The sequence below is a fragment of the Pantoea sp. Ap-967 genome, assembly GCF_011752565.1.
Taxonomy (GTDB): Bacteria; Pseudomonadota; Gammaproteobacteria; order Pseudomonadales; family Pseudomonadaceae; genus Aquipseudomonas.
Window position 1 is genome coordinate 22271 of record NZ_VWXK01000015.1, and the last position, 20842, is coordinate 43112.

The following is a 20842-nucleotide window of genomic DNA, read 5'->3' on the forward strand; positions in this document are numbered from 1 at the left end:
AGGCCTCCCATGAAGAAAATCCCTGCGCTGCTGGCCGGCCTGATGCTCACCTTCGGCCTGGCCAGCACCGACAGCGCCGCATCGGCCGAACAACCCACCCCCATCCATTTCGGCGCCATCGGCTGGGAAAGCGGCGCCCTGACCACGGAAATCCTGCGCCTGATCGTCGAGCACGGTTACGGCTACCCCACCGACACCCTCCCCGGCAGCACCGTGAGCATGGAAGTGGCGCTGGCGCGCAACGACCTGCAGGTGATCGCCGAAGAATGGGCCGGGCGCAGCCCCGCCTGGGTCAAGGCCGAGCAGGCCGGCCAGGTGTTCGCCCTGGGCGACACGGTGAAAAATGCCGAGGAAGGCTGGTGGGTGCCCGCCTACGTGATAAAGGGCGACCCGGCCCGGGGCCTCAAGCCGCTGGCCCCTGACCTGCGCAGCGTCGACGACCTGAAACGCTACCCGCAAATATTCCGCGACCCCGAAGCGCCGGAAAAAGGCCGCTTCCTCAACAGCCCGAGCGGCTGGACCTCCGAAACCGTCAATAGCCAGAAGCTCAAGGCCTATGGCCTGGACGCCTTGTACAACAACTTTCGCAGCGGCTCCGGCGCAGCCCTGGACGCGGAAATCGGCTCGGCCATCCGCCGTGGCCAACCGGTGCTGTTCTACTACTGGAGTCCCACCCCGCTGATTGGCCGCTACGACCTGGTACGCCTGCAGGAACCGGCCTTCAATGCCGCCGCCTGGGCCACCCTGACCGATGCCAAGAACCCCGCCCCGCAGGGCAGCGCATCGCTGCCGGCAAAGCTGTCGATTGGCGTGTCCAAGGCGTTTCGCGACAGCCACCCGGAGCTGGTCGCGGTGTTCGAGAAAGTCGACCTGCCCATCGCCACCTTGAACAAGGCCTTGGCCGACATGAATGAAAAACGCCAGCCACCGGCCGATGCCGCCAAGGCGTTCCTGCGCGCCAACCCCGAGGTGTGGAAAGCCTGGCTGCCCACCGAAGTAGCGGCCAAGGTCGAGGCCAGCCTGTGAGCGCGGGCTTCCCCGATGCCCTGCAACTGTCTTTCGCCGACACCATCAACCGCCTGGTCGACTGGCTGGTCGTGCGCTACGGCGACCAGTTGCGAGCGGTTTCCGAGCAGTTGCTGCAATTGCTGGTGGGCCTGGAGAACCTGCTGCGCCTGATGCCCTGGTGGCTGTTGCTGGCATTGGTCGGCCTGCTGGCCTGGCACGCCAGCCGGCGCCTGCTGCGCAGCGCCGTGCTGGTGGCGCTGCTGGCCTTCATCGGCATGCTCGGGCTGTGGGACAAGCTGCTGCAGACCCTGGCCCTGGTGCTGGTCAGTACCGGCCTGTGCGTGTTGATTGGCGTGCCGCTGGGCATTCTCCTGGCCACCCGCCCGCTGGCCCGGCGCCTGCTGATGCCGGTGCTGGACGTGATGCAGACCCTGCCCGCCTTCGTTTACCTGATTCCGGTGCTGATGCTGTTCGGCCTGGGCAAGGTGCCGGCAGTGTTCGCCACCTTGATCTACGCCCTGCCGCCGCTGGTGCGCCTGACCGAACTGGGCCTGAGCCAGATCGACCCGTCGCTGCTCCAGGCCGCCCACGGCCTGGGCGCCAGCCGCTGGCAGCGGTTGCGGCGGGTCGCCTTGCCGCTGGCACTGCCCAGCATCATGGCCGGGCTCAACCAGTCGGTGATGATGGCCCTGTCGATGGTGGTGGTGGCCTCGATGATCGGCGTCCGCGGGCTGGGCGAGGATGTGCTGGCCGGTATCCAGACGCTCAACGTTGGCCAGGGGGTGGAGGCAGGGCTTGCCATCGTCGCGTTGGCCATGGTGATCGACCGCATCAGCCAGGCCTACGGCCGTACAAACAAATAGAGCATAACAATATGAATTCTTATTCTTTTTCCATGCTACCCAGGATCCGCTATAACGCTCCTCACTGTACAGCCGCCAACACCGGGCCAACTGTCTGCAGCGCAACAGCCGATCAACAACCGGCGCCTACAGGGCAACACCGGCCGCGCCAATGAATGGCGCAACCTGTTGATCCAATGGATATTTTCAATTCGGCACGACGATTGCTCAAGCAAAGTCCCCCGCTCACCCCGAACCGGAGACCTGCCCATGAGCACCCCTTTGAACGTTGTCGCCCTGTCTGGTGGCACCACCCGCCCTTCGCGCACCCTGACCCTGACCGAAGCGATTCTCGCCGAGCTGGGCGAGCACCTGAATATCAAACCGCACCTGATCGAACTGGGTGACATCGCCCGCCCACTGGGCGCGGCGCTGTGGCGCAGCGAGCTGCCCGATACGGTGGAGCAACAACTGCGCCTGGTGGAAAAGGCCGACCTGCTGGTGATCGCCACCCCCGTTTACCGCGGCAGTTTCCCTGGCCACTTCAAGCACCTGTTCGACCTGATCGGCCAGGACGCGCTGGTCGATACCCCGGTACTGTTGGCCGCCACCGGTGGCAGCGAACGCCATGCCCTGGTGCTGGACCACCAGCTGCGCCCGCTGTTCAGCTTCCTGCAGGCCCTGACCCTGCCGATCGGCGTTTACGCAAGCCAGGCGGAGCTGGCCGATTACCGGGTTTCCAGCGAGGCCCTGCACGCCCGTATTCGCCTGGCCGCCGAGCGCGCCGTGCCCCTGTTCGGCGCCCACCACGCCCTGCGTCAAAGCGCCTGAGGAGCGGCCATGAATGCACCTGTGAACGCGGCTCGCCCGGCCCTGGCGGTGGCCCGCGAGCTGGCCGCGCAGTTCGCCCAAACTGCCGTGGAGCGTGACGAACGCGGCGGCACGCCCAAGGCCGAGCGCGATGCGCTGCGTGACAGCGGCCTGCTGTCGCTGGTGATTCCCCAGGCATTTGGCGGCCAGGGGGCGAATTGGCACGACACCTTCGAGGTGGTGCGCGAGTTCGCCCGGGTCGACAGCGCCGTTGCCCACGTGTTCGGCTTCCACCACCTGATGCTGGCCACCGTGCGCCTGTTCGCCCGCCCCGACCAATGGCAGCCGTGGTTCGAACAGACCGCGCGCAAGCAGTGGTTCTGGGGCAACGCCCTCAACCCGCTGGACACCCGCACCCGGGTCAAGCATTTCGACGGCTGGTGCGAGTTTTCCGGCAAGAAAAGCTTCTGCTCCGGCGCCAGCGACTCGGAAATGCTCATCGCCTCGGCGCTGGACGAACGCGCCGGCGGCAAGTTGCTTATTGCCGCGATTCCCAGCGGGCGCACTGGCATCACCCTGCACAAGGACTGGAACAACATCGGCCAGCGCCAGACCGACAGTGGCAGCGCCACCTTCGAGCGGGTGCGGGTCGAGCACAGTGAGCTGCTGCTCGACCCCGGCCCCCTGAGCACGCCGTTCGCGGCCCTGCGCCCACTGATCGCCCAGCTGCACTTCGCCAACCTGTTCCTGGGGATCGCCGAAGGCGCCTTCGACGAAGCGCGCCAGTACACCCTCAAGGAAAGCCGGCCCTGGTTCCGCTCACCCGCCGCCAGCGCCGCCGAAGACCCTTACGTGCTGCGCCACTACGGTGAATTCTGGGTGGGCCTGGAGAGCGTGCGCCTGCTGATCGAACGCGCTGCACGCCAGCTCGACAGTGCCTGGGCCAAGGAACAGGCGCTGGGCGCCGAGGAACGCGGCGAGCTGGCCTTGGCCATCGGCACGGCCAAGGTTGCGGCGACCCGCCACGGCCTGGACATCTGCAACCGCCTGTTCGAGGTGACCGGCGCCCGCGCCACCCATGCCTCGCTGCGTTTCGACCGGCACTGGCGCAACTTGCGCACGCAAACCCTGCACGACCCGGTGGATTACCGTATTCACGAACTCGGCGAGTGGGCCCTTGGCGGCAAGCGCCCTGCCCCGTCTTTCTATTCCTGAGGATCGCCCATGCAACTGCTGACCCTCCCCCCGTCCCCCTCACTGGCGACCTCGATCCGGGCGACCGCACAGGTGTTCGAAGACCCCCGGTCCCAGGCACTGCTCGCCCACCTGCAACAGGTGGCCCCCAGCGAGGCCAGCGTGCTGATCATTGGCGAAACCGGCACGGGCAAGGAGCTGGTCGCACGCCATATCCACAACCTCAGCGGCCGGCGCAACGGCCCGTTCATTGCGGTGAACTGCGGCGCGTTCTCCGAGTCCCTGGTCGAGGCCGAGCTGTTCGGCCATGAAAAAGGCGCCTTCACCGGCGCCCTGGCGGCCAAGGCCGGCTGGTTCGAAGAAGCCCATGGCGGCACGCTGTTTCTTGACGAGATCGGCGACTTGCCGTTGCCGATCCAGGTCAAGCTGCTGCGTGTGCTGCAGGAGCGCGAGGTGGTGCGCCTGGGTTCGCGCAAGAGCATCCCGATCAATGTGCGGGTGCTGGCGGCCACCAACGTGCAACTGGAGAAAGCCATCAATGCCGGGCATTTTCGCGAAGACCTGTACTACCGGCTGAATGTGGTGACGTTGCAGCTGCACCCGTTGCGTGACCGGCCAGGGGACATCCTGCCGCTGGCCCGGCATTTCATTCGCAGCTACAGCGAGCGGCTGGGGTACGGGCCGGTGGAGCTCAGCACCAGCGCCCAGGCCAAGCTGGTGGAATACGGCTGGCCCGGCAACATCCGCGAACTGGAGAACGTGATTCACCACAGCCTGCTGACCTGCGGCGACGGGTGGGTGCAGGCGCAGGACTTGCGCTTGTCCAACCTGCGCCTGGAACGCCAGGAGCAAGCGCCGTTGGGGGGTGGGGTGGAGGATCTGCTGCAGCAGGCGTTCAACCGCTTGTACGAGGAACAGCCAGGGGACTTGTACGAGAAGGTCGAAAACGCCCTGTTGCGCTCGGCGTATCATTTTTGCCATTACAACCAGGTGCACACCGCGCAATTGCTGGGGTTGTCGCGCAATGTCACGCGCACGCGGCTGATTGCCATTGGCGAGCTGGTGGTGAACAAGCGCCGCGGCCAGGCGCATGAGCAGCCGCTGGATAGCCGGGTGATGCGCCTGTCCATTTGATGCTGCCTGTGCCGGCCCTTCGCGAGCTTTGCTCGCTCCTACGGGAATTGCACATCCCCCGTAGGAGCGAGCAAAGCTCGCGAAGGGCCGGTACAGACCGACTCAGGTTCGATCACCTCCGCGATCGTCCCCGACATCGTGATTCACCCCATCATCTGCGCCCTGCCCCACACCATGGGCCTCACCTGGCGCGTGATTGGCTTCGTGATTCGCTTCGTGGTTGGCCTCATGCCCGGCACCTTCACCGCCGTGGCCGCTACCGCTACCACCGTGGCCGCCACCACCGCCGCTACCACCGCCGCCACTACCGCCTCCACCGTGGCCACCTCCGCCTCCACCACCGCCTCCGTGACCACCACCACCACCACCACCATCCTTCGCATACGCGCTGGACAATCCGCCAATCGCATCAGGCACAAGCACCGTCGACACCGACAGCACCCCGCCAACCGCCAGCGCCAACAAGCATTTTCCAAGCATGATGAACCTCCGACTGCCGCGTGTTTCGCTTCGCTGAGCGTAGCCCGTCACCGGGCCTGCTCGCGCACCGGCCATCCGAATGACCCGTTGGCCACACACGGCATGTACCGTTAGAGGCTCAAGCAGACCGAGGCATCAGGTCATAAGGATGCTTCCACCCCGGCACCGCCTGCAGCCGCTGCTTCCACGCCTCGATATGGCTGAACTCGGTAAGCACGATCCCGGTGTCCTCCGGCATGAACACATACCCCGCCAACGACAGGTCAGCGATGGTCAGCCGCTCACCGACCATGAACGGCGTCTTGGCCAGGTGCGCGTCGACGATCCGATAGGCCGCGGTGGCGCGTTCGCGCAAGAAGCCCGTCACTTCCGTCTCCCCGGTTTTCTTCAGGCACAGCAAAAAGCGCAGCGCTGCGTAGTAGCTGGTGAACTTGTGGTTGTCGAACAGTATCCAGCGCCAGACTTCGCGCTTTTCCTCTTCGCTGCGGGGGCCGAACTGGCCGGTTCGCTGGGCCAGGTAGCCAAGGATCAAGGCCGACTGGGTAATGGTCTGCCCGGCGTGCTCCAATACCGGCACCTCGCCCTGCTCGTTGACCTCGTCGCGCCACTGCGGGTCGCGGGTTTGGCCGTTGAAGAAGTCGACGAACACCGGCTGCCAGTCCTGGCCAGTCAGTTCGAGCATCAGCGCCGCCTTGTAGGCGTTACCGGATTCTGCGAAGCAATGCAGCTTGTAGTCGGGCATGGTAGACCTTCAGTTTCCTTTGAATGATCGGGCACCCACGCAGGGGCTAACACAGACTACACAAAAGTATGCTTATATGCGTCGATCAACCCGCCAGGAAGGCCTGCAATGCCCTACCCCACACTGCCCCGCACCCTGTCTACTGCGCGTACCTTGCTGGTTCGCCCTGCGCCGGCGTTCGCCCAGCAACTGCAACAGGCCTTGCTCGACAGCTATGCCCTGCACCAACCGTTCCTGGCCTGGGCCAAGCCCGACTGGACCCTGGACGAGGTGCGCGAAACCCTGCAACTGAGCGCCGAGGAATTCCTCGACCCGGCCAAGGAAAAACGCTATTTCGTACTCGCCCCCAGCACTGGGGAGGTGGTCGGTTGCATCGGCCTGCGCCCAGGCAACGGCGAGTACGAAGTGGGCTATTGGGCAAACCAGGCCAGCAGCGGCCAGGGCCTGATGCGTGAAGCCCTGACCTGCCTGCTCGATGCCGTCGAGGCGCCGGTGTGGCTGACCACCGACATCGACAACCTGGCCAGCCAGCGCCTGGCCGAACGGGCGGGGTTCGTGGCAGCCGGCAGCCAGTTCACCGAGCAGGACCCCAGCACCCCGCGGCCGCTGTATCGGCGCGTGCCCGCCGAGCCTGGGCACGCGCACACCTGATATTTCTGCCAGTTGTCCGCGTTGCACGCGTACCGTTCAATGGCCCTGGAGCACAGGCCAGCAGGGGTACGTGGCAATGAAGCAGAATACCAACGACCAAGCGTGGTATCGGGTGCCGGTGGTAGCGGCGGCACTGCTGATACTCTTGATTGCAGGCCCGCTCAAGGCCAGCGCTGGTGATGAAACGTTCGCGCCCCTGCGCAACCTGGCTGCGACTGAGCAGGGTGATACAAACGCCTGCCTGCGCGCATCCCCCACCGACGACACCTTGCACCTTGGGCCTTGCCCATCAGACAAGGCTGACGACCCGCTTGCGCAATGGGCTGTACGTAGCAGCCCGCTGGGGCTGATGCTGGTCAATGCCTATGAAGCGCCGGGAAACCAGCAGCGCTGCCTGTTCAACGTTGGGTGGCAAGCGAAGGTGGCAGCTTGTGAAGCCGGTCGGTCCGAATCCCACTGGACAGGCAGAGACCTGGTACCCGGTTACGGCCGCCTGCAGAATGCATACCCAACCGAGCAACGTTGCCTGCTCAACGACCACGGCGCAATTTCACTCGCGCTTTGCCAAGCGCAAGCCCAAAGCGCTGAACAATGGTCCACCGACGGCATGCCCCGTGACCCCGAATACCGGCAAGCCAACCCCGATGCATTTCCTCAACCTCGCGCCTTGAGCATCACATCCTTGCCTTCGGCCACCCATGAGCGTGACCGCTTGAAGCAGTACTCGCTCTGGTCCGATTGGCAGCCCCTTGGCTTCTACCTCAATGCCTACACTGCCCTTGACGTGACAGTGACCGGGGACCCTCAGGGCGCAGTGCTGGAGATGGTGGTTGGCACGCCCTCGCTCGTGTTGCCATGGAAGCACGATGAAGTGGAACAGCCGTTCATCACGCAGAAGCTCCATCCAGGGAAGAACACCGTCATTTCAACTCGAAACGGCTTGCTTTCCGTGCGTTTCGTCAAGGATGCCTTGCCCGCGTCGACCGTCGAGTTGACCCTTGGGCCACAAGCTGAGCCTATCCCGTTCTATCAATTGGGCAGGACCAACAACGCGCAATGGCAGCACATGCTGCAAGCATCGAGCATTCCGCTGGCCCAGCTGTTAAGCGACAAGGTGGTACTGATCGGTACACTTGAAAGCGTGCGCCAGGCGAACGAAAGCTACCCCTGGGCATTGCTCGATGTTTATCAACAGGGCATCGATGCCCAGAACGGTATCGCCGGGCTCAACGCCTGCACGCCCCCCAACCAACCAAGTCGCCTACGCCCGTTCGTGGTCGAAACCAGACAAGGCACCCACCCGTTCGCATCAGACTACATCGCAGCGCTCCCGTACCCTGCCACCGCTGCCTTCGACGCCGAATTTGTGCGGGGAGACTGGGCGGTGTGGCACGAACTGGGCCACCAGCGCCAGTCGCCAATCTGGACCTGGAACCCTGGGGCCTTGAGGGAAGTGACGGTGAACGTCTACACAATGGCGGCGCTTCGCCATTGGTTCGGTGACGACTTCCCCGTCCCCATCGGCGGGCCAACCCCTGCGTACTGGGACAAGGTACTGGTCTACCTGGCGGCAGCGGACGAGGACCAAGATTTCGAGAACTTGGAGAAAGTCGGAAGCGACATCACCGGTTCGATGTTCGAGCAGATGCGCCGGGCATTCGGTGATGCGTTCTACCCGAAACTAGAGCAGGCCATTCGCCAGTACGCTGATCCGATCTCCCCTGGCCCACGCAAGCAGCTGTTCCAAGTGGAGGCAAGCAGGGCCGCGAACGCCGACCTCTCAGACTATTTCATCCGCTGGGGCCTGCGCCCCGATGAGCAGACACTGGCGGCGATCAAGGCGCTGGGCCTGAACAAACCTGAGGTCGACCCCACCACGGTGCCGGTGTACAAGGGCAGCAACAAAGACCGGCTGCTGGGCCTGTGGGCATTCAGGTTGCCCAACAAGAAGGTGCACGTCGACGGTTATGCAACACCTGTGGGCGCTCACATCCAGGTACACAGCCGAGACGGTCAGTGGCCCGAAATCGCCGAGGTCGACCCGCATCTGTATTTCAGCAACGATCACCTCGACGAGTACTACCTAGCAGATGGCCAGCAACAGCTTGAAGCGCGGGTGAAGGGCACAACCGATACACTCGAATTTACGGTCGTGGACCGCCCGGCAGTCATGGAGATTTCCGCAATTCGTACGCCTGAGAACCAGATATGGGTCAAAGGACGCGGCACGCCCCCTGCAGCCGTCATCGAAGCAAGCAACCAGGACGGCTCTTGGCCAGATGTCGCCACGGTCGCGCCCGACGGCAGTTTTGAAAGTGACCAGCTTTCCAACCGTCAGCTGGCCGATGGCAAGACCACCCTCACGGTGCGCATGGATTATAAAGACCGCAAGTTCACCGAACGCTACAGCGCCACGGTTTCGCAAATGCTTGAACTGCATGGGCAGTTGGTTGGAGAGGAGCGCCTGGTTGCCAGCGGTAAAGCGTCACCGCCAGGCGCAACGGTGGAGGCCCTTAACAGTGCAGGAAACTGGGTAGGCATTCAGTCGGTTGGGGCTGACGGTGGGTTCATCAATGAAAACCTCACAACGGCTTACCTGCGCGATGGCAAGGAAACCCTCGAAGTACGTTTGCGCCTCGCCGACTCGCGGGTGACTCAGTCGATGACGGTGATTGTTGCCAAACCTTGATCGACCTTGAAGGCACACAGCAGCCGCGCCGCCATGCCCTGTAGGAGCGGCGGTGCGGCGACCCGACTTGCCCCGCGAACACCGGCGCAGCCGGTGCCATACACCGCGTCGCCTGCTTCGCGGGACAAGCCCGCTCCTACAGAAATACCAGTTGAATCAGATAGTTACGATTTGCTCCATAGGAGCAGGCTCAGCCGAATACCGGGTAGGACGCCTGCTCGATCGCCGCCATCGCCTCGGCCTCGCTCATCACCCCGGACTCGGCCAGGATCGCCAGCAACGAGCGCCCTTCGTTCACCGACTGGCGCGCCAGCTTGCTGACCTTGGCATAGCCCAGGCTTGGCACCAGCGCCGTGGCCACCGCCATCGAGCCGGTCAGGTGCGCAAGGTTACGCCCGGCATCCGCTTCGATGCCCTGCACGCATTTCTCACGGAAACGCTGGATACCCTGGGTCAGCAAGGTGATGCTGTCGAATACCCGCGACGCCACCACCGGCTCGAAGTGGTTGATCTCAAGCTCGCCATACTGCACCGCCTGGGCCACCGCCGTGTCATTGCCGATCACCGCGAAGCTCAACTGGATCATCGCCATCGGCAACACCGGGTTGACCTTGCCGGGCATGATCGACGAACCGGCCTGGGCCTCCGGCAGCTGCAACTCGCCCAACCCGCCCACCGGCCCCGAGGACAGCTTGGTGAGGTCGGCGGCGACCTTCGCCAGGGCCGCCGCGCAGGTGCGCAGCTCACCCGAAACGCGGCCGAACACGTCCATGTTCTGCATCGCATCGAAGGGGTTGGCCGGGGCCAGGTAGTCCACGCCACTCACCTGCGCCAGGTGCTGGTACACCGCTGCGCGGTAGGCCGCCGGGGCACCGAAGCCGGTGCCGATCGCCGTACCGCCCAAGGGCAGCGTGCGCAGCTTGTCGCGCACGGCCACCAGTTCATCCGCCAGGCGCTGGCTGAGCGAGGCGTAGCCGGAGAACAGCTGGCCCAGACGCATGGGCTGGGCGTCCTGCAGGCAGGTGCGGCCCAGGTGCAGGATGTCGGCGAACTGTGCGGCCTTGGCGTCGAACGCCTGCGCCAGTTGGCGCACCTGCTCGATCAAACCGCCCAGCAGGCCATAGGTGGCGATTTTCAGCGCCGCCGGATACACATCGTTGGTCGACTGGGAAATGTTCACGTGGTCATTGGGGTGCACTACCTCATAACTGCCGGCGGCGTGGCCCAGCAGTTGCTGGGCACGGTTGGCGATCACCTCGTTGAAGTTCATGTTGGTCGAGGTGCCGCCGGAGCCTTCCAGCAGGTCGACGATCAACGAGTCGTCGCATTCACCGGCCATCACCGACTGGCAGGCCAGGGCGATGGCTTCGGCCTGGGCCCCGGCAATCACGCCACAGTCGCGGTTGGCCAGGGCGGCAGCCCACTTGCACAGGGCGAAGGCGTCGCGAAACGCCGGGTAGTGGGCCACGGTAAGCGGCGAAACACTCAGGTTGTCGAAGCCACGCACGCTGTTCACGCCGTACAGCTTGCCGGCCGCAATGCGCACCTCGCCTACATAATCCTGCTCAACGCGGTCAAAAGTACTCACGGGTATCTCCCTCATCCACATTCACTAGAGCCTCGACGCCTTTGCCCAGCGCCTTGAGCCGTGGCAGGAAGGAGTCGAGGATGACGGTACGCGCCGCTTCGCAGGCATCGGCGAAGAAGGCGCTGTATTCATTGCGCCGGGCCACCAGGTAGAGCGAGCGCTCAAGGCTCAGTTCGGGGGCCAGGTGAGCGGTGACGTTGTCCACCCAGGGCAAGGCCTGGAGGAAACACATCGGGCTGGTCACGGCCCAGCCGATACCCTCGGCGACCATCGCGGTCAGGGCGTCGGCGTTGTCCAGTTCCAGGCGGTTGGGCACCCGCACTCCCAGGCCGCGCAGGTGCCGTTCGATCTGCAGGCCGACTTGCGAGGTGCGGTTGAAGCGCACCACCGGCAGCACATTGGCCAGGGCACGGACGTCGTCCAGGCTGGCCAGGGGCTTGCCCAGGGCGTTTGGCGTGATCACGAAGTAGCGTTCGGAAAACAGCCGGTAGCGGATCACGTCGTTGGCATCGAGCAGCGGGTCGCTGGTGACGATCAGGTCCAGGTCACGGCGCAGCAGCGACTCGCCCTGCTGCGGGCTGAGCCCGGTGCGCACCGACAGCTGCGCCACCTGGCCAAGCAACTGGCGGGTGAGCATCGAGCCACAGGTGGCGGCGAACGAGTCCACCAGGCCCAGGCGCAGGTCGGGCTTGACCCCGCGCCCGGCATCCAGCACCTGGGCCTTGAGGTTGGCCAGTTCCTCGCTGAGCAAGGCGCCACGGTTGCGCAGCGCCAGGCCGAACGGGGTCAGCGTCAAAGGCCGGGTGGTGCGGTCGACCAGCACCACGCCCAGCTCGTCTTCCAGCTGGCGCACCAGTTGCGAAACCCCGGACTGGGAAATACCCATGCGGTTGGCCGCGCCCGACATGCTGCCGGTTTCGGCCACGGCAATGAACACCTGCACGGCGTGCATGTCGATGGGGCGGGGGGTGGCCATGGGCAGTCTCCTGGTTTCAATGGGCGTTGAGCGAGCGCTTGCCAGGCTCAGCCCCGGCGCTATCGTCGGGGCTGACGGCGGCCAGCTGTTCCTGGCTGGTTTCCGGGGCGAACAGGTGGCAGAACACCCCGCCGAACACCAGCACACCCACGCACACACCCAACGCGGCGTGCACGCCCAGGTGCTGCACCGCCAGTGGCAGCAGGAAGGTGGCGAACGCCGAGCCGAAGCGGCTGGCCGCCACCGCCAGGCCAATGCCCGAGGCGCGCAGGTGGGTTGGGAACAGTTCGCCGGGGTAGACGAACTCAAGGTTCACCGCCGCCGCCAACACGCAGGCGAAGAAGCCGAAGGCCAGGATGGTCCCCAGCGCGCCGAAGCTGCCCCAAGCCAGCACCGCGAGGCCCACGGCGCTGAGGTAGAAGGTGCCGACCAGGAAGGCGCGGCGGGAAATGCGGTCGATGATCATCAGGCCGAGCAAGGCGCCGAACATCAGCAGCACGTTGTACACCAGGCCTCCGACGAACTTGTCCTGCACGTTCAGCGCTTCCAGCACCCGCGGCGAGAAGGTGCCGAGGGCGAAGAACGGGATCACCTGGCAGGTGTAGAACACGCACCCCACCAAGGTATTGCGCCGCCAGCGCTTGCTCATCAGCTCGCCGAGGCTGCCGCGCTTGTGGGTCATCGGCAGGGTGGGTGGCAAGGTCACGTGGGGGCCGAACTTGCTGCGCACGATGGCCAGGGCTTCAGCCGTGCGACCACGGGCCATCAGCCAGATCGGCGATTCCGGCACGCCCAGGCGCAGCGGCAGGATCAGCAGCGCCGGCAAGCCGCTCAGGGCCAGCATGAGGCGCCAGGCATCGGGGCCGATGTCGCGAATGGCGAAGCCCACCAGGTAGGCCGCCACGTAGCCCGCTGCCCAGGCCGCTGCCAATACGCTGAGCAGCCGCCCGCGGTAGCGGCGCGGGGCGAATTCGGTGACCAGCGACTTGCTCACCACGTAGTCGAACCCCAGCACCAGGCCCAACAACAGGCGCAGGGCCAGCAGCTGTTCGGCAGAGTTTACGAAGAACTGCGAGGCTGAGATCACCGCGAACAGCAGCATGTCCCAGGCAAAGATGGTGCGCCGGCCGTAGCGGTCGGCCAATGGCCCTGCGAACAGGCTGCCAAGGAACAGGCCGGCCAATGACGCCGCGCCGAGCAAGCCCATCCACAGGGCATTCAATTGCAGCGGCCCTGCCGCCATGCTGACCGCAATGCCAATGATCCCTAGCACGAATCCGTCACTGAATTGACCGCCGGTGCCACTGAAAACCGTCCGGATATGGAAGCGGCTCAGGGGGAGGTCTTCGAACGAAACTGGGCTACTCATTCGTGTCTCCACTTGCTTCTTGTAGTAGTTGTGGGCCGGCCTGGGTGGCCGGTTACGAACGAGTCTACGGCGCAAGCATCAGCAAAACAGCAGGTGCCGATGGAGTATCAGAATGCTTGATACTAGCTGCCGGGAATGGTGATGCAGGGTGCGTTGGTCATCCTCGTGCTGGCGCCACCCCGGTAGGAGCGAGCGCAGCTCGCGATGGGGCGCGCAGCGGCCCCAGGGTTTCAGCTTCGCGGCTTGCAATGCCGGGGCTGCTGTGCAGCCCATCGCGAGCTGCGCTCGCTCCTACGGGGGGATTGCGTGCTGGGGCGACGGTTGTATCGCAGCGCAGCGTCTATGCTTTAAGGCAGCCGATGGAACTACCCGCACAGTGGCGCTTTCTTAAGCACTGAGTGGTTAATTTCCTTGTGCTTCACGCTACTGGAGAACACGACATGCGCCACCTATTGATCGCCCCTGCGCTGCTGCTTCTGCTGCCTGCCGGTGCTGCACTGGCCCGCGTCGATGCGGGCGACGTCGCCACCTCGGCCGGTGTATCCGCTTCGTTGTATTCGACCTTCAAAGACGATAAACGCATCATTCCCGCCCGTGACGAGCTGTCTGCCTTCGTCGCCAGCAACGGTGCGATTCGTGGCGCCTACGTCGAGTCGGCGCTGGAGCAGGTCCGCAAGGACCACCCTGGCCTGCAGGCCAGTGACGAAGAACTGGCTCAGGCCATCCTGTCCCAGGAAGACCCGCTGGCCCAGCATTGATTGGTTGACGGCAGGACCGGCCTCTTCGCGGGGCAAGCCCGCTCCTACACAAAGGTATTTGCCTGCCTGTGGGGGCGGGTGTGCCTGGCGAAAGGGCGGCGAATATAAGAACAATGCCGCCGAGTGAGCTAGATGAACATTCTTTACGACGAACGCATCGATGGAACGCTGCCCGACGTCGACCGCCCTGCCCTGCTGCAGGCGTTGCGCGAAACGCTGCCGGACCTTGAAATCCTCCACCGCCCAGAAGACCTCAAACCCTATGAGTGCGATGGGCTGTCCGCCTACCGCACGGTGCCGCTGCTGGTGGTGCTGCCCGAGCGCCTGGAACAGGTGCAGGCCTTGCTCAAGCTCTGCCACCAGCGCGGCGTGCCAGTGGTGGCCCGGGGCGCCGGCACCGGGCTGTCGGGCGGTGCACTGCCCCTGGCCAAGGGCATCCTGCTGGTAATGGCGCGCTTCAAACGCATTCTTGAAGTGAACCCGCAGGGCCGCTTCGCCCGGGTACAGCCGGGGGTGCGCAACCTGGCGATTTCCCAGGCCGCCGCGCCCTATGGCCTGTACTACGCCCCAGACCCTTCCTCGCAGATCGCCTGCTCGATCGGCGGCAACGTGGCCGAAAACGCAGGCGGCGTGCATTGCCTGAAGTACGGGCTGACCGTGCACAACCTGCTCAAGGTGGAAATCCTGACCATCGAAGGCGAGCGCATGACCCTGGGCAGCGACGCCCTGGACAGCCCTGGCTTCGACCTGTTGGCGCTGTTCACCGGCTCCGAAGGCATGCTCGGCATCGTCACCGAGGTGACCGTCAAGCTGCTGCCCAAGCCCCAGGTCGCGCGGGTGCTGCTGGCCAGTTTCGACAGCGTCGAGGACGCCGGCCGGGCGGTGGCCGAGATCATCGCCGCTGGCATCATTCCCGGTGGCCTGGAGATGATGGACAACCTGGCGATTCGCGCCGCCGAGGATTTCATCCACGCCGGCTACCCGGTGGACGCGGCGGCGATCCTGCTGTGCGAGCTCGATGGCGTGGAGGCCGATGTGCAGGATGACTGCCAACGGGTCGCCGCCGTGTTGGCGCAAGCCGGGGCGCGCGAGGTACGCCTGGCCTGCGACGAAGCCGAACGGGCGCGGTTCTGGGCCGGGCGCAAGAACGCCTTCCCGGCGGTGGGGCGCATTTCCCCCGACTATTACTGCATGGACGGCACCATTCCCCGCCGCGAGTTGCCCAGGGTGCTCAGGGGTATCAGCACGCTGTCCGAGGAATACGGCCTGCGCGTGGCCAATGTGTTCCATGCCGGTGACGGCAACATGCACCCGTTGATCCTGTTCGATGCCAACCTGCCCGGTGAGCTGGAGCGTGCCGAGGCCATCGGTGGGCGCATCCTGGAGCTGTGCGTGGCGGTGGGCGGCAGTATCACCGGCGAACACGGCGTGGGGCGCGAGAAGATCAACCAGATGTGCGCCCAGTTCAACAGCGATGAAATCAACCTGTTCCACGCGGTGAAGGCCGCGTTCGACCCAAAGGGCCTGCTCAACCCCGGCAAGAACATTCCCACCCTGCACCGCTGCGCCGAGTTCGGTGCCCTGCACGTGCACCACGGGCAACTGCCCTTTGCTGAGCTGGAGCGTTTCTGATGAGCATGGACCGCGACATGAGCCAGGCCCTGCTGGAGCAGGTGAACCAGGCACTGCAGCAGAACACGCCGCTGCGTATCCAGGGGGGCAACAGCAAGGCCCTGCTCGGCGGGCCGGTGGCCGGCGAGCTTCTCGACACCCGCAGCCATCGCGGCATCCTGAGCTACGACCCCACCGAGCTGGTGCTCACCGCCCGCGCCGGTACCCCGCTGCAAGACATCGAGGCGGCGCTGCACGAGGCCGGGCAGATGCTGCCCTGCGAACCACCGCACCTGGGCAGCGCAGCCACCGTCGGCGGCATGGTCGCCGCCGGGCTGTCCGGGCCGCGCCGGCCGTGGGCCGGGTCGGTGCGCGACTACGTGCTGGGCACCCGGGTCATCACCGGGCACGGCAAGCTGCTGCGCTTTGGCGGCGAGGTGATGAAGAACGTCGCCGGCTACGACCTGTCGCGGTTGATGGCCGGCAGCTTCGGCTGCCTGGGGCTGCTCACCGAGGTGTCGCTGAAAGTGCTGCCACGCCCACGCCAGTGCCTGAGCCTGTGCTTGCCGATGGCGCGCCATCAGGCGCTGCAAGCATTGACCGATTGGGGCCAGCAGCCGCTGCCGATCAGCGCCGCCTGCCACGACGGCGAAGCGCTTTACCTGCGCCTGGAAGGCGGCGAAGGCTCGGTGCAGTCGGCCCGCCAGCGCCTGGGCGGCGAAGTGCTCGACAACCGGTTCTGGAGCGACCTGCGTGAACAGCGCCTGCCCTTCTTCAGCGGGCCGGCAGCGTTGTGGCGGCTATCGGTGCCCAGCGCCAGCGGCGAGCTCGACCTGCCCGGGCAGCAATGGGTCGACTGGGGAGGCGCGCAGCGCTGGCTCAAGTCTGATGCGCCCGCCCAGGCCATTCATGCGCTGGCGGCCAGTGTCGGCGGCCACGCCAGCGGCTATGGCGCGGGGGCCGAAGGCAGCGCGCCGTTGCCGGCTACGCTGCTGCGCTACCACCGTGCGCTCAAGCAGCAACTCGACCCCCAGGGGGTGTTCAACCCTGGCCGCCTGTACCCGCAACTGTAGGGCCACGCCATGCAAACCACCCTGAGTGAAAGCGCCAAGCACCTGGCTCGCGGCGAAGAGGCCGAACGCATCCTGCGCAGCTGCGTGCACTGCGGTTTCTGCACCGCCACCTGCCCCACCTACCAGTTGCTCGGCGATGAGCTGGACGGGCCACGCGGGCGTATCTACCTGATCAAGCAGGTGCTCGAAGGCGCACCGGTCAGCGCCAGCACGCAGCTGCACCTGGACCGCTGCCTGACATGCCGCAACTGCGAAACCACCTGCCCGTCCGGGGTGAAGTACCACGACCTGCTGGACATCGGCCGCGCCGTGGTCGAACAGCAGGTGCCCCGCCCGCTCGGCCAGCGCCTGTTGCGCCAGGGCTTGCGCGCGGTGGTGCCGCACCCTGCGTTGTTCAAGGCGCTGACCCGCACCGGGCAAATGCTGCGCCCGCTGCTGCCGGCCAGCCTGCAAGGCAAGTTGCCGGCGCGTATCGCAGCGCCTGGGCAGCGCCCGGCGGTGCGCCATGCCCGGCGCATCCTGCTGCTCGAAGGCTGCGTGCAGGCGGCGCTGTCGCCCAACACCAACGCCGCCACTGCGCGCCTGCTCGACCGCCTGGGCATCAGCGTGGAGCCTGCACCTGAAGCCGGCTGTTGCGGCGCGGTGGACTACCACCTCAATGCCCAGGAACAGGGCCTGGAACGCGCCCGGCGCGCGATCGACGCCTGGTGGCCGACCATCGAGGCTGGCGCCGAAGCCATCGTGCAGACCGCCAGCGGTTGTGGCGCCTTTGTGCGTGACTATGGCCACCTGTTGGCGCGCGACCCGCTTTACGCCGCCAAGGCAGCCAGGGTCAGTGCGTTGTCGCGCGACCTGGTCGAGGTGCTGCGTGACGAACCGCTCGAACAGTTGGGCCTGTGCGCCGAACAGCGCCTGGCCTTCCACTGCCCGTGTACGCTGCAGCACGCGCTCAAGCTCGGCGGCCAGGTGGAAAGCCTGCTGGCCCGGCTGGGCTTCACCCTGACCCCGGTGCCCGACAGCCACCTGTGCTGCGGCTCGGCCGGCACCTATTCGCTGACCCAGCCTGAACTGTCGCAGCAATTGCGCGACAACCGCCTGAACGCGCTGGAAAGCGGCAAGCCCCAGCTCATCGCCACGGCCAATATCGGCTGCCAGATGCACCTGGACGGCGCCGGGCGCACACCGGTGCGGCACTGGGTCGAGATTGTCGAAGCGGCCCTCAATGCCTGATTTCGCGGTTCTTTTGTAGGAGCGGGCTTGCCCCGCGAAGCATGCACCGCGGTGCATGGCACGGGCTTCGCCCGTGTTCGCGGGGCAAGCCCGCTCCTACACAAGGGGTGCGGGGGTTTTATCAATCGCGCTGATGATTACTATCGAACGGCCCGCCTGTCGACTTCGCGGCAGCGACTTTTATAATCGCCTGCAATTTCTCCCCGCTCCCCTCGCCTGCTACAGGCGCCATCCCCTTTGGAACCCTTGACCATGCCAAGCGCCAGCCCGGCCCCTAGCGGCCTTCCCGCCCCCAATGAACGCAGCCTGCTCCAGCAATGGCTGGCGATCCTGTCCGTTGCCGTGGGCGCCTTCGCCCTGGTGACCAGCGAATTTCTGCCCGTCGGCGTGCTCAACGACGTCGCCAGCGACCTGGGCATCAGTGCCGGCCACGCCGGCTTGATGGTCACCCTGCCCGGCATCATGGCCGCCCTCGCCGCGCCGTTGCTGTCGGTGGGCATCGGCGCCATGGACCGCCGCTACCTGCTGGTGGGCCTGACGCTGATCATGATCCTCGCCAACGCCGTGGTGGCCTATGCCAGCGACTTCAACCTGCTGTTGCTCGGCCGCGTGCTGCTGGGCATCAGCATCGGCGGCTTCTGGGCCACCGCCATCGCCCTGAGTGGCCGTCTTGCGCCCAAGGGCGTGGGCGTGGCCCAGGCGACGTCGATCATCATGGTCGGCGTGACCCTGGCCACCGTGCTCGGCGTGCCGGTCGGCACCTGGTTGAGCAACCTGATGGGCTGGCGCATGACCTTCCTGGTCACCGCCCTGGTAGGCGTGCCGGTGCTGCTGGCACAACTGTTCCTGCTGCCGCGGCTGGACCCGGACAAAGCCATCCGCATGCGTGACCTGCCGGCGCTGTTCATCAACCCGCAAGCGCGGGTTGGCCTGATCGCCGTGCTGCTGATTGGCCTGGCGCACTTTGCCGCCTACACCTACGTTGCGCCGTTCTTCAAGGAACGCTCCGGCTTCGATGGGCCGACCATCGGTTCGTTGCTGCTGCTCTACGGCATCGCCGGTGTCGCCGGCAACCTGTTCGCTGGTTTCGCCGCCAACCGCAGCGTGCGCCACACCCTGATGCTGGTTGCCCTGCTGATCGCCACCAGCACCGCGCTGTTCCCCTACTTCGCCACTGGCATGACCGGCGCGGCCATGCTGATCGGTTTGTGGGGCTTCGCCTTCGGCGCCTTCCCGGCCTGCTCCAGCATCTGGATGTTCGTGGTGGCACCGAAGGAAGTGGAACGCGGCATGCCACTGTTCGTGGCGATGTTCCAGGTAATCATTGCCCTGGGCTCGTTCTTCGGCGGGCGCATCGTCGACCAGATGGGCAGCTCGGTGCTGCTGAGCCTGGCCACGGCGCTGGTGGGCTGTGGCTTCGTCACCGTGCTGGTGCTGGGGCGCAACGTCAGCAACCGCCTGGCGGTGCAGCCAGGCTGATGCCGGCCTAGGGCATGCGGCGGAAGAACAGGGTGATTTGCCCAACTTCCACGCCCAGCTTGCTCATGCGCGTGCGGTTGATCAGGGTGTCCTCGTCCATCAGGTACATCCAGTCGTCCATGTCCATGGCCCAGTGCCGGCCATCGACCGGCAAATCCAGCTGGTAGCGCCAGCGCAAGGCGTTACCGGCCACTTCCCCCTCGGCCTCGCCCAGTACATCGCCGGCGGTTCCGCGCCAGCGGCCCGGGCCGTTGGGGGTGAGTGTCCAGATGCGCTGTTGGCGGGTGCCGTCGCTGTACACGAAGCGCTCGTCGAGAATCAGCCGCTCACCTTCACGGCGGCTGTCGATGCGCACCGTAAAGCGCTTGACCACCTCCCCCGAACGTTTCTGGAACATGCCCCAGGCCTGCACCGGCTGGGAGAAGAACGCCACCAGGTCCAGGCGCGGCTGCTCCTGGGCGTAGTGCTCCACGCCAACCTTGCAACTGCCCAACAGCAGGCAGGCGATCAACAGCAGTGGCTTGTACATGGGTCAGCCTCCTCATTCGCGCCCGGCAGCGCCGAGCAACTGCTCGCGCAACTGGCCATCGCGGGCGCGGGCGTCCAGCCAGATGGCGAAGAACGCCCGGGCGAAGGCCGGGTCGTGCACTTCCAGGCGCAGCTGGTCATCGACATAGAAACGGCAGCCCTGGCCCGGTAGGTACAGGCCGGTGATGCGCATGCCCGGGCGTACATCGACGAAGGCTGCAGCCATGGCCGACGTCCAGCGCTCGCGGGTGTCGGCGGCAAGCGGGGCGTTGGCCAGGCGTTGTATTTCATCGATGCTGGCCTGCACCAGGGTGTTCCTCGACAGCGACCGGTGGTAGCTCAGCTCCAGGGCAAAGGGCGTATCCCAGTTCCACGTGGCCCCGCTACGCCACAGCCGGGCGGTATACAGGCGCAGGCCAAACCAGCTGAAATCACCGCTGCCCGCCAGCTGCGCGGCGGGCAGTGCCGAGCGCCAGCTCGCCGGTGCTGCCTGGGCCGGGGCCAGGAGCGTGGCCACCGCGAGCAGGCTGATGAACAGGGTTCTGATGGCCACAGGCGCGTTACCGGCAACGGAATAGTTGTACAAGAATAGTTTCACGTACAGGTTCCTGCAGGGTTTGCTTGGAACTTATCCAGACGTGCAGCTCCCTAACCTTGTGCGACAAGCCCATGGCTACCTA

General features: G+C 65.6%; 20 protein-coding genes. 13 read left to right on the forward strand and 7 right to left on the reverse strand.

Features of this window, described 5'->3' with window-relative positions; all coding sequences use genetic code 11:
- Window positions 1-9: 9 nt before the first annotated feature.
- The 6 genes from F3J45_RS16875 to F3J45_RS29860 all read left to right on the forward strand — a co-directional run bounded on the left by F3J45_RS16875 (window position 10) and on the right by F3J45_RS29860 (window position 5582).
- Complete coding sequence (locus tag F3J45_RS16875; protein WP_167064908.1) at window positions 10-1026, forward strand: ABC transporter substrate-binding protein; 1017 nt, start codon at window positions 10-12, stop codon at window positions 1024-1026.
- Window positions 1023-1871, forward strand: a complete 849-nt coding sequence (locus tag F3J45_RS16880; RefSeq protein ID WP_167064927.1) for an ABC transporter permease subunit — start codon at window positions 1023-1025, stop codon at window positions 1869-1871. The genes F3J45_RS16875 and F3J45_RS16880 overlap by 4 nt, the downstream gene beginning before the upstream one ends.
- Before the next feature lie 249 nt (window positions 1872-2120).
- Window positions 2121-2681, forward strand: coding sequence for an FMN reductase (msuE, locus tag F3J45_RS16885; RefSeq protein ID WP_167064930.1), 561 nt, complete (start codon window positions 2121-2123; stop codon window positions 2679-2681).
- A gap of 9 nt (window positions 2682-2690) precedes the next feature.
- Entirely contained in the window at window positions 2691-3875 is a 1185-nt protein-coding gene (locus F3J45_RS16890) for an acyl-CoA dehydrogenase family protein (RefSeq protein ID WP_167064933.1), read from the forward strand.
- Window positions 3876-3884: 9 nt separating this feature from the next.
- Window positions 3885-4988 carry a sigma-54-dependent Fis family transcriptional regulator gene (locus tag F3J45_RS16895; protein ID WP_167064936.1) on the forward strand — a complete coding sequence of 368 codons (1104 nt, stop codon included), beginning with the start codon at window positions 3885-3887 and terminating at the stop codon, window positions 4986-4988.
- Window positions 4989-5126: 138 nt separating this feature from the next.
- On the forward strand, window positions 5127-5582 hold the full coding sequence (locus F3J45_RS29860) for a hypothetical protein (RefSeq protein ID WP_205300559.1): 456 nt from the start codon (window positions 5127-5129) through the stop codon (window positions 5580-5582).
- Between the two features lie 4 nt (window positions 5583-5586).
- Here F3J45_RS29860 and F3J45_RS16905 read toward each other — a convergent pair whose 3' ends face one another.
- Window positions 5587-6210 carry a glutathione S-transferase family protein gene (locus tag F3J45_RS16905; protein WP_167064939.1) on the reverse strand — a complete coding sequence of 208 codons (624 nt, stop codon included), beginning with the start codon at window positions 6208-6210 and terminating at the stop codon, window positions 5587-5589.
- A gap of 108 nt (window positions 6211-6318) precedes the next feature.
- On the opposite strand from F3J45_RS16905, the gene F3J45_RS16910 reads away from it, so the two are divergent.
- Window positions 6319-6861 carry a GNAT family N-acetyltransferase gene (locus F3J45_RS16910; RefSeq protein ID WP_167064942.1) on the forward strand — a complete coding sequence of 181 codons (543 nt, stop codon included), beginning with the start codon at window positions 6319-6321 and terminating at the stop codon, window positions 6859-6861.
- Between the two features lie 76 nt (window positions 6862-6937).
- Window positions 6938-9550: a M60 family metallopeptidase gene (locus F3J45_RS16915; RefSeq protein ID WP_167064945.1), complete on the forward strand. Its 2613-nt coding sequence runs from the start codon at window positions 6938-6940 to the stop codon at window positions 9548-9550.
- Here F3J45_RS16915 and F3J45_RS16920 read toward each other — a convergent pair.
- The 4 genes from F3J45_RS16920 to F3J45_RS16935 all read right to left on the reverse strand — a co-directional run bounded on the left by F3J45_RS16920 (window position 9517) and on the right by F3J45_RS16935 (window position 13483).
- Window positions 9517-9678, reverse strand: a complete 162-nt coding sequence (locus F3J45_RS16920; protein WP_167064948.1) for a hypothetical protein — start codon at window positions 9676-9678, stop codon at window positions 9517-9519. The genes F3J45_RS16915 and F3J45_RS16920 overlap by 34 nt on opposite strands.
- Before the next feature lie 62 nt (window positions 9679-9740).
- Entirely contained in the window at window positions 9741-11138 is a 1398-nt protein-coding gene (locus tag F3J45_RS16925; protein ID WP_205300560.1) for an aspartate ammonia-lyase, read from the reverse strand.
- Complete coding sequence (locus F3J45_RS16930) at window positions 11125-12114, reverse strand: LysR family transcriptional regulator (RefSeq protein WP_167064954.1); 990 nt, start codon at window positions 12112-12114, stop codon at window positions 11125-11127. Before F3J45_RS16930 ends, F3J45_RS16925 begins: the two co-directional genes overlap by 14 nt.
- A gap of 16 nt (window positions 12115-12130) precedes the next feature.
- Window positions 12131-13483, reverse strand: a complete 1353-nt coding sequence (locus tag F3J45_RS16935) for an MFS transporter (RefSeq protein ID WP_167064957.1) — start codon at window positions 13481-13483, stop codon at window positions 12131-12133.
- Window positions 13484-13923: 440 nt separating this feature from the next.
- Here F3J45_RS16935 and F3J45_RS16940 point away from each other — a divergent pair, with 440 nt between their 5' ends.
- The 5 genes from F3J45_RS16940 (at window position 13924) to F3J45_RS16960 (ending at window position 19634) form a co-directional block, all read left to right on the forward strand.
- Window positions 13924-14241, forward strand: coding sequence for a DUF2388 domain-containing protein (locus F3J45_RS16940; RefSeq protein WP_167064960.1), 318 nt, complete (start codon window positions 13924-13926; stop codon window positions 14239-14241).
- 132 nt (window positions 14242-14373) lie between these two features.
- Window positions 14374-15873, forward strand: coding sequence for a glycolate oxidase subunit GlcD (gene glcD, locus F3J45_RS16945; protein WP_167064963.1), 1500 nt, complete (start codon window positions 14374-14376; stop codon window positions 15871-15873).
- Entirely contained in the window at window positions 15873-16925 is a 1053-nt protein-coding gene (glcE, locus tag F3J45_RS16950; protein ID WP_167064966.1) for a glycolate oxidase subunit GlcE, read from the forward strand. Before glcD ends, glcE begins: the two co-directional genes overlap by 1 nt.
- Window positions 16926-16934: 9 nt before the next feature.
- Entirely contained in the window at window positions 16935-18155 is a 1221-nt protein-coding gene (glcF, locus tag F3J45_RS16955) for a glycolate oxidase subunit GlcF (RefSeq protein WP_167064969.1), read from the forward strand.
- A gap of 252 nt (window positions 18156-18407) precedes the next feature.
- Entirely contained in the window at window positions 18408-19634 is a 1227-nt protein-coding gene (locus tag F3J45_RS16960; protein WP_167064972.1) for an MFS transporter, read from the forward strand.
- Between the two features lie 7 nt (window positions 19635-19641).
- Here the strand turns inward: F3J45_RS16960 and F3J45_RS16965 are convergent, their stop codons facing one another.
- Both F3J45_RS16965 and F3J45_RS16970 read right to left on the reverse strand, forming a co-directional pair.
- Window positions 19642-20163 (reverse strand): DUF3833 domain-containing protein, encoded by a 522-nt coding sequence (locus F3J45_RS16965; protein ID WP_167064975.1) that lies wholly within the window; start codon window positions 20161-20163, stop codon window positions 19642-19644.
- Between the two features lie 12 nt (window positions 20164-20175).
- A complete protein-coding gene (locus F3J45_RS16970; RefSeq protein ID WP_205300561.1) occupies window positions 20176-20760 on the reverse strand; it encodes a chalcone isomerase family protein in 585 nt (194 codons plus the stop codon).
- Between the last annotated feature and the right edge of the window lie 82 nt (window positions 20761-20842).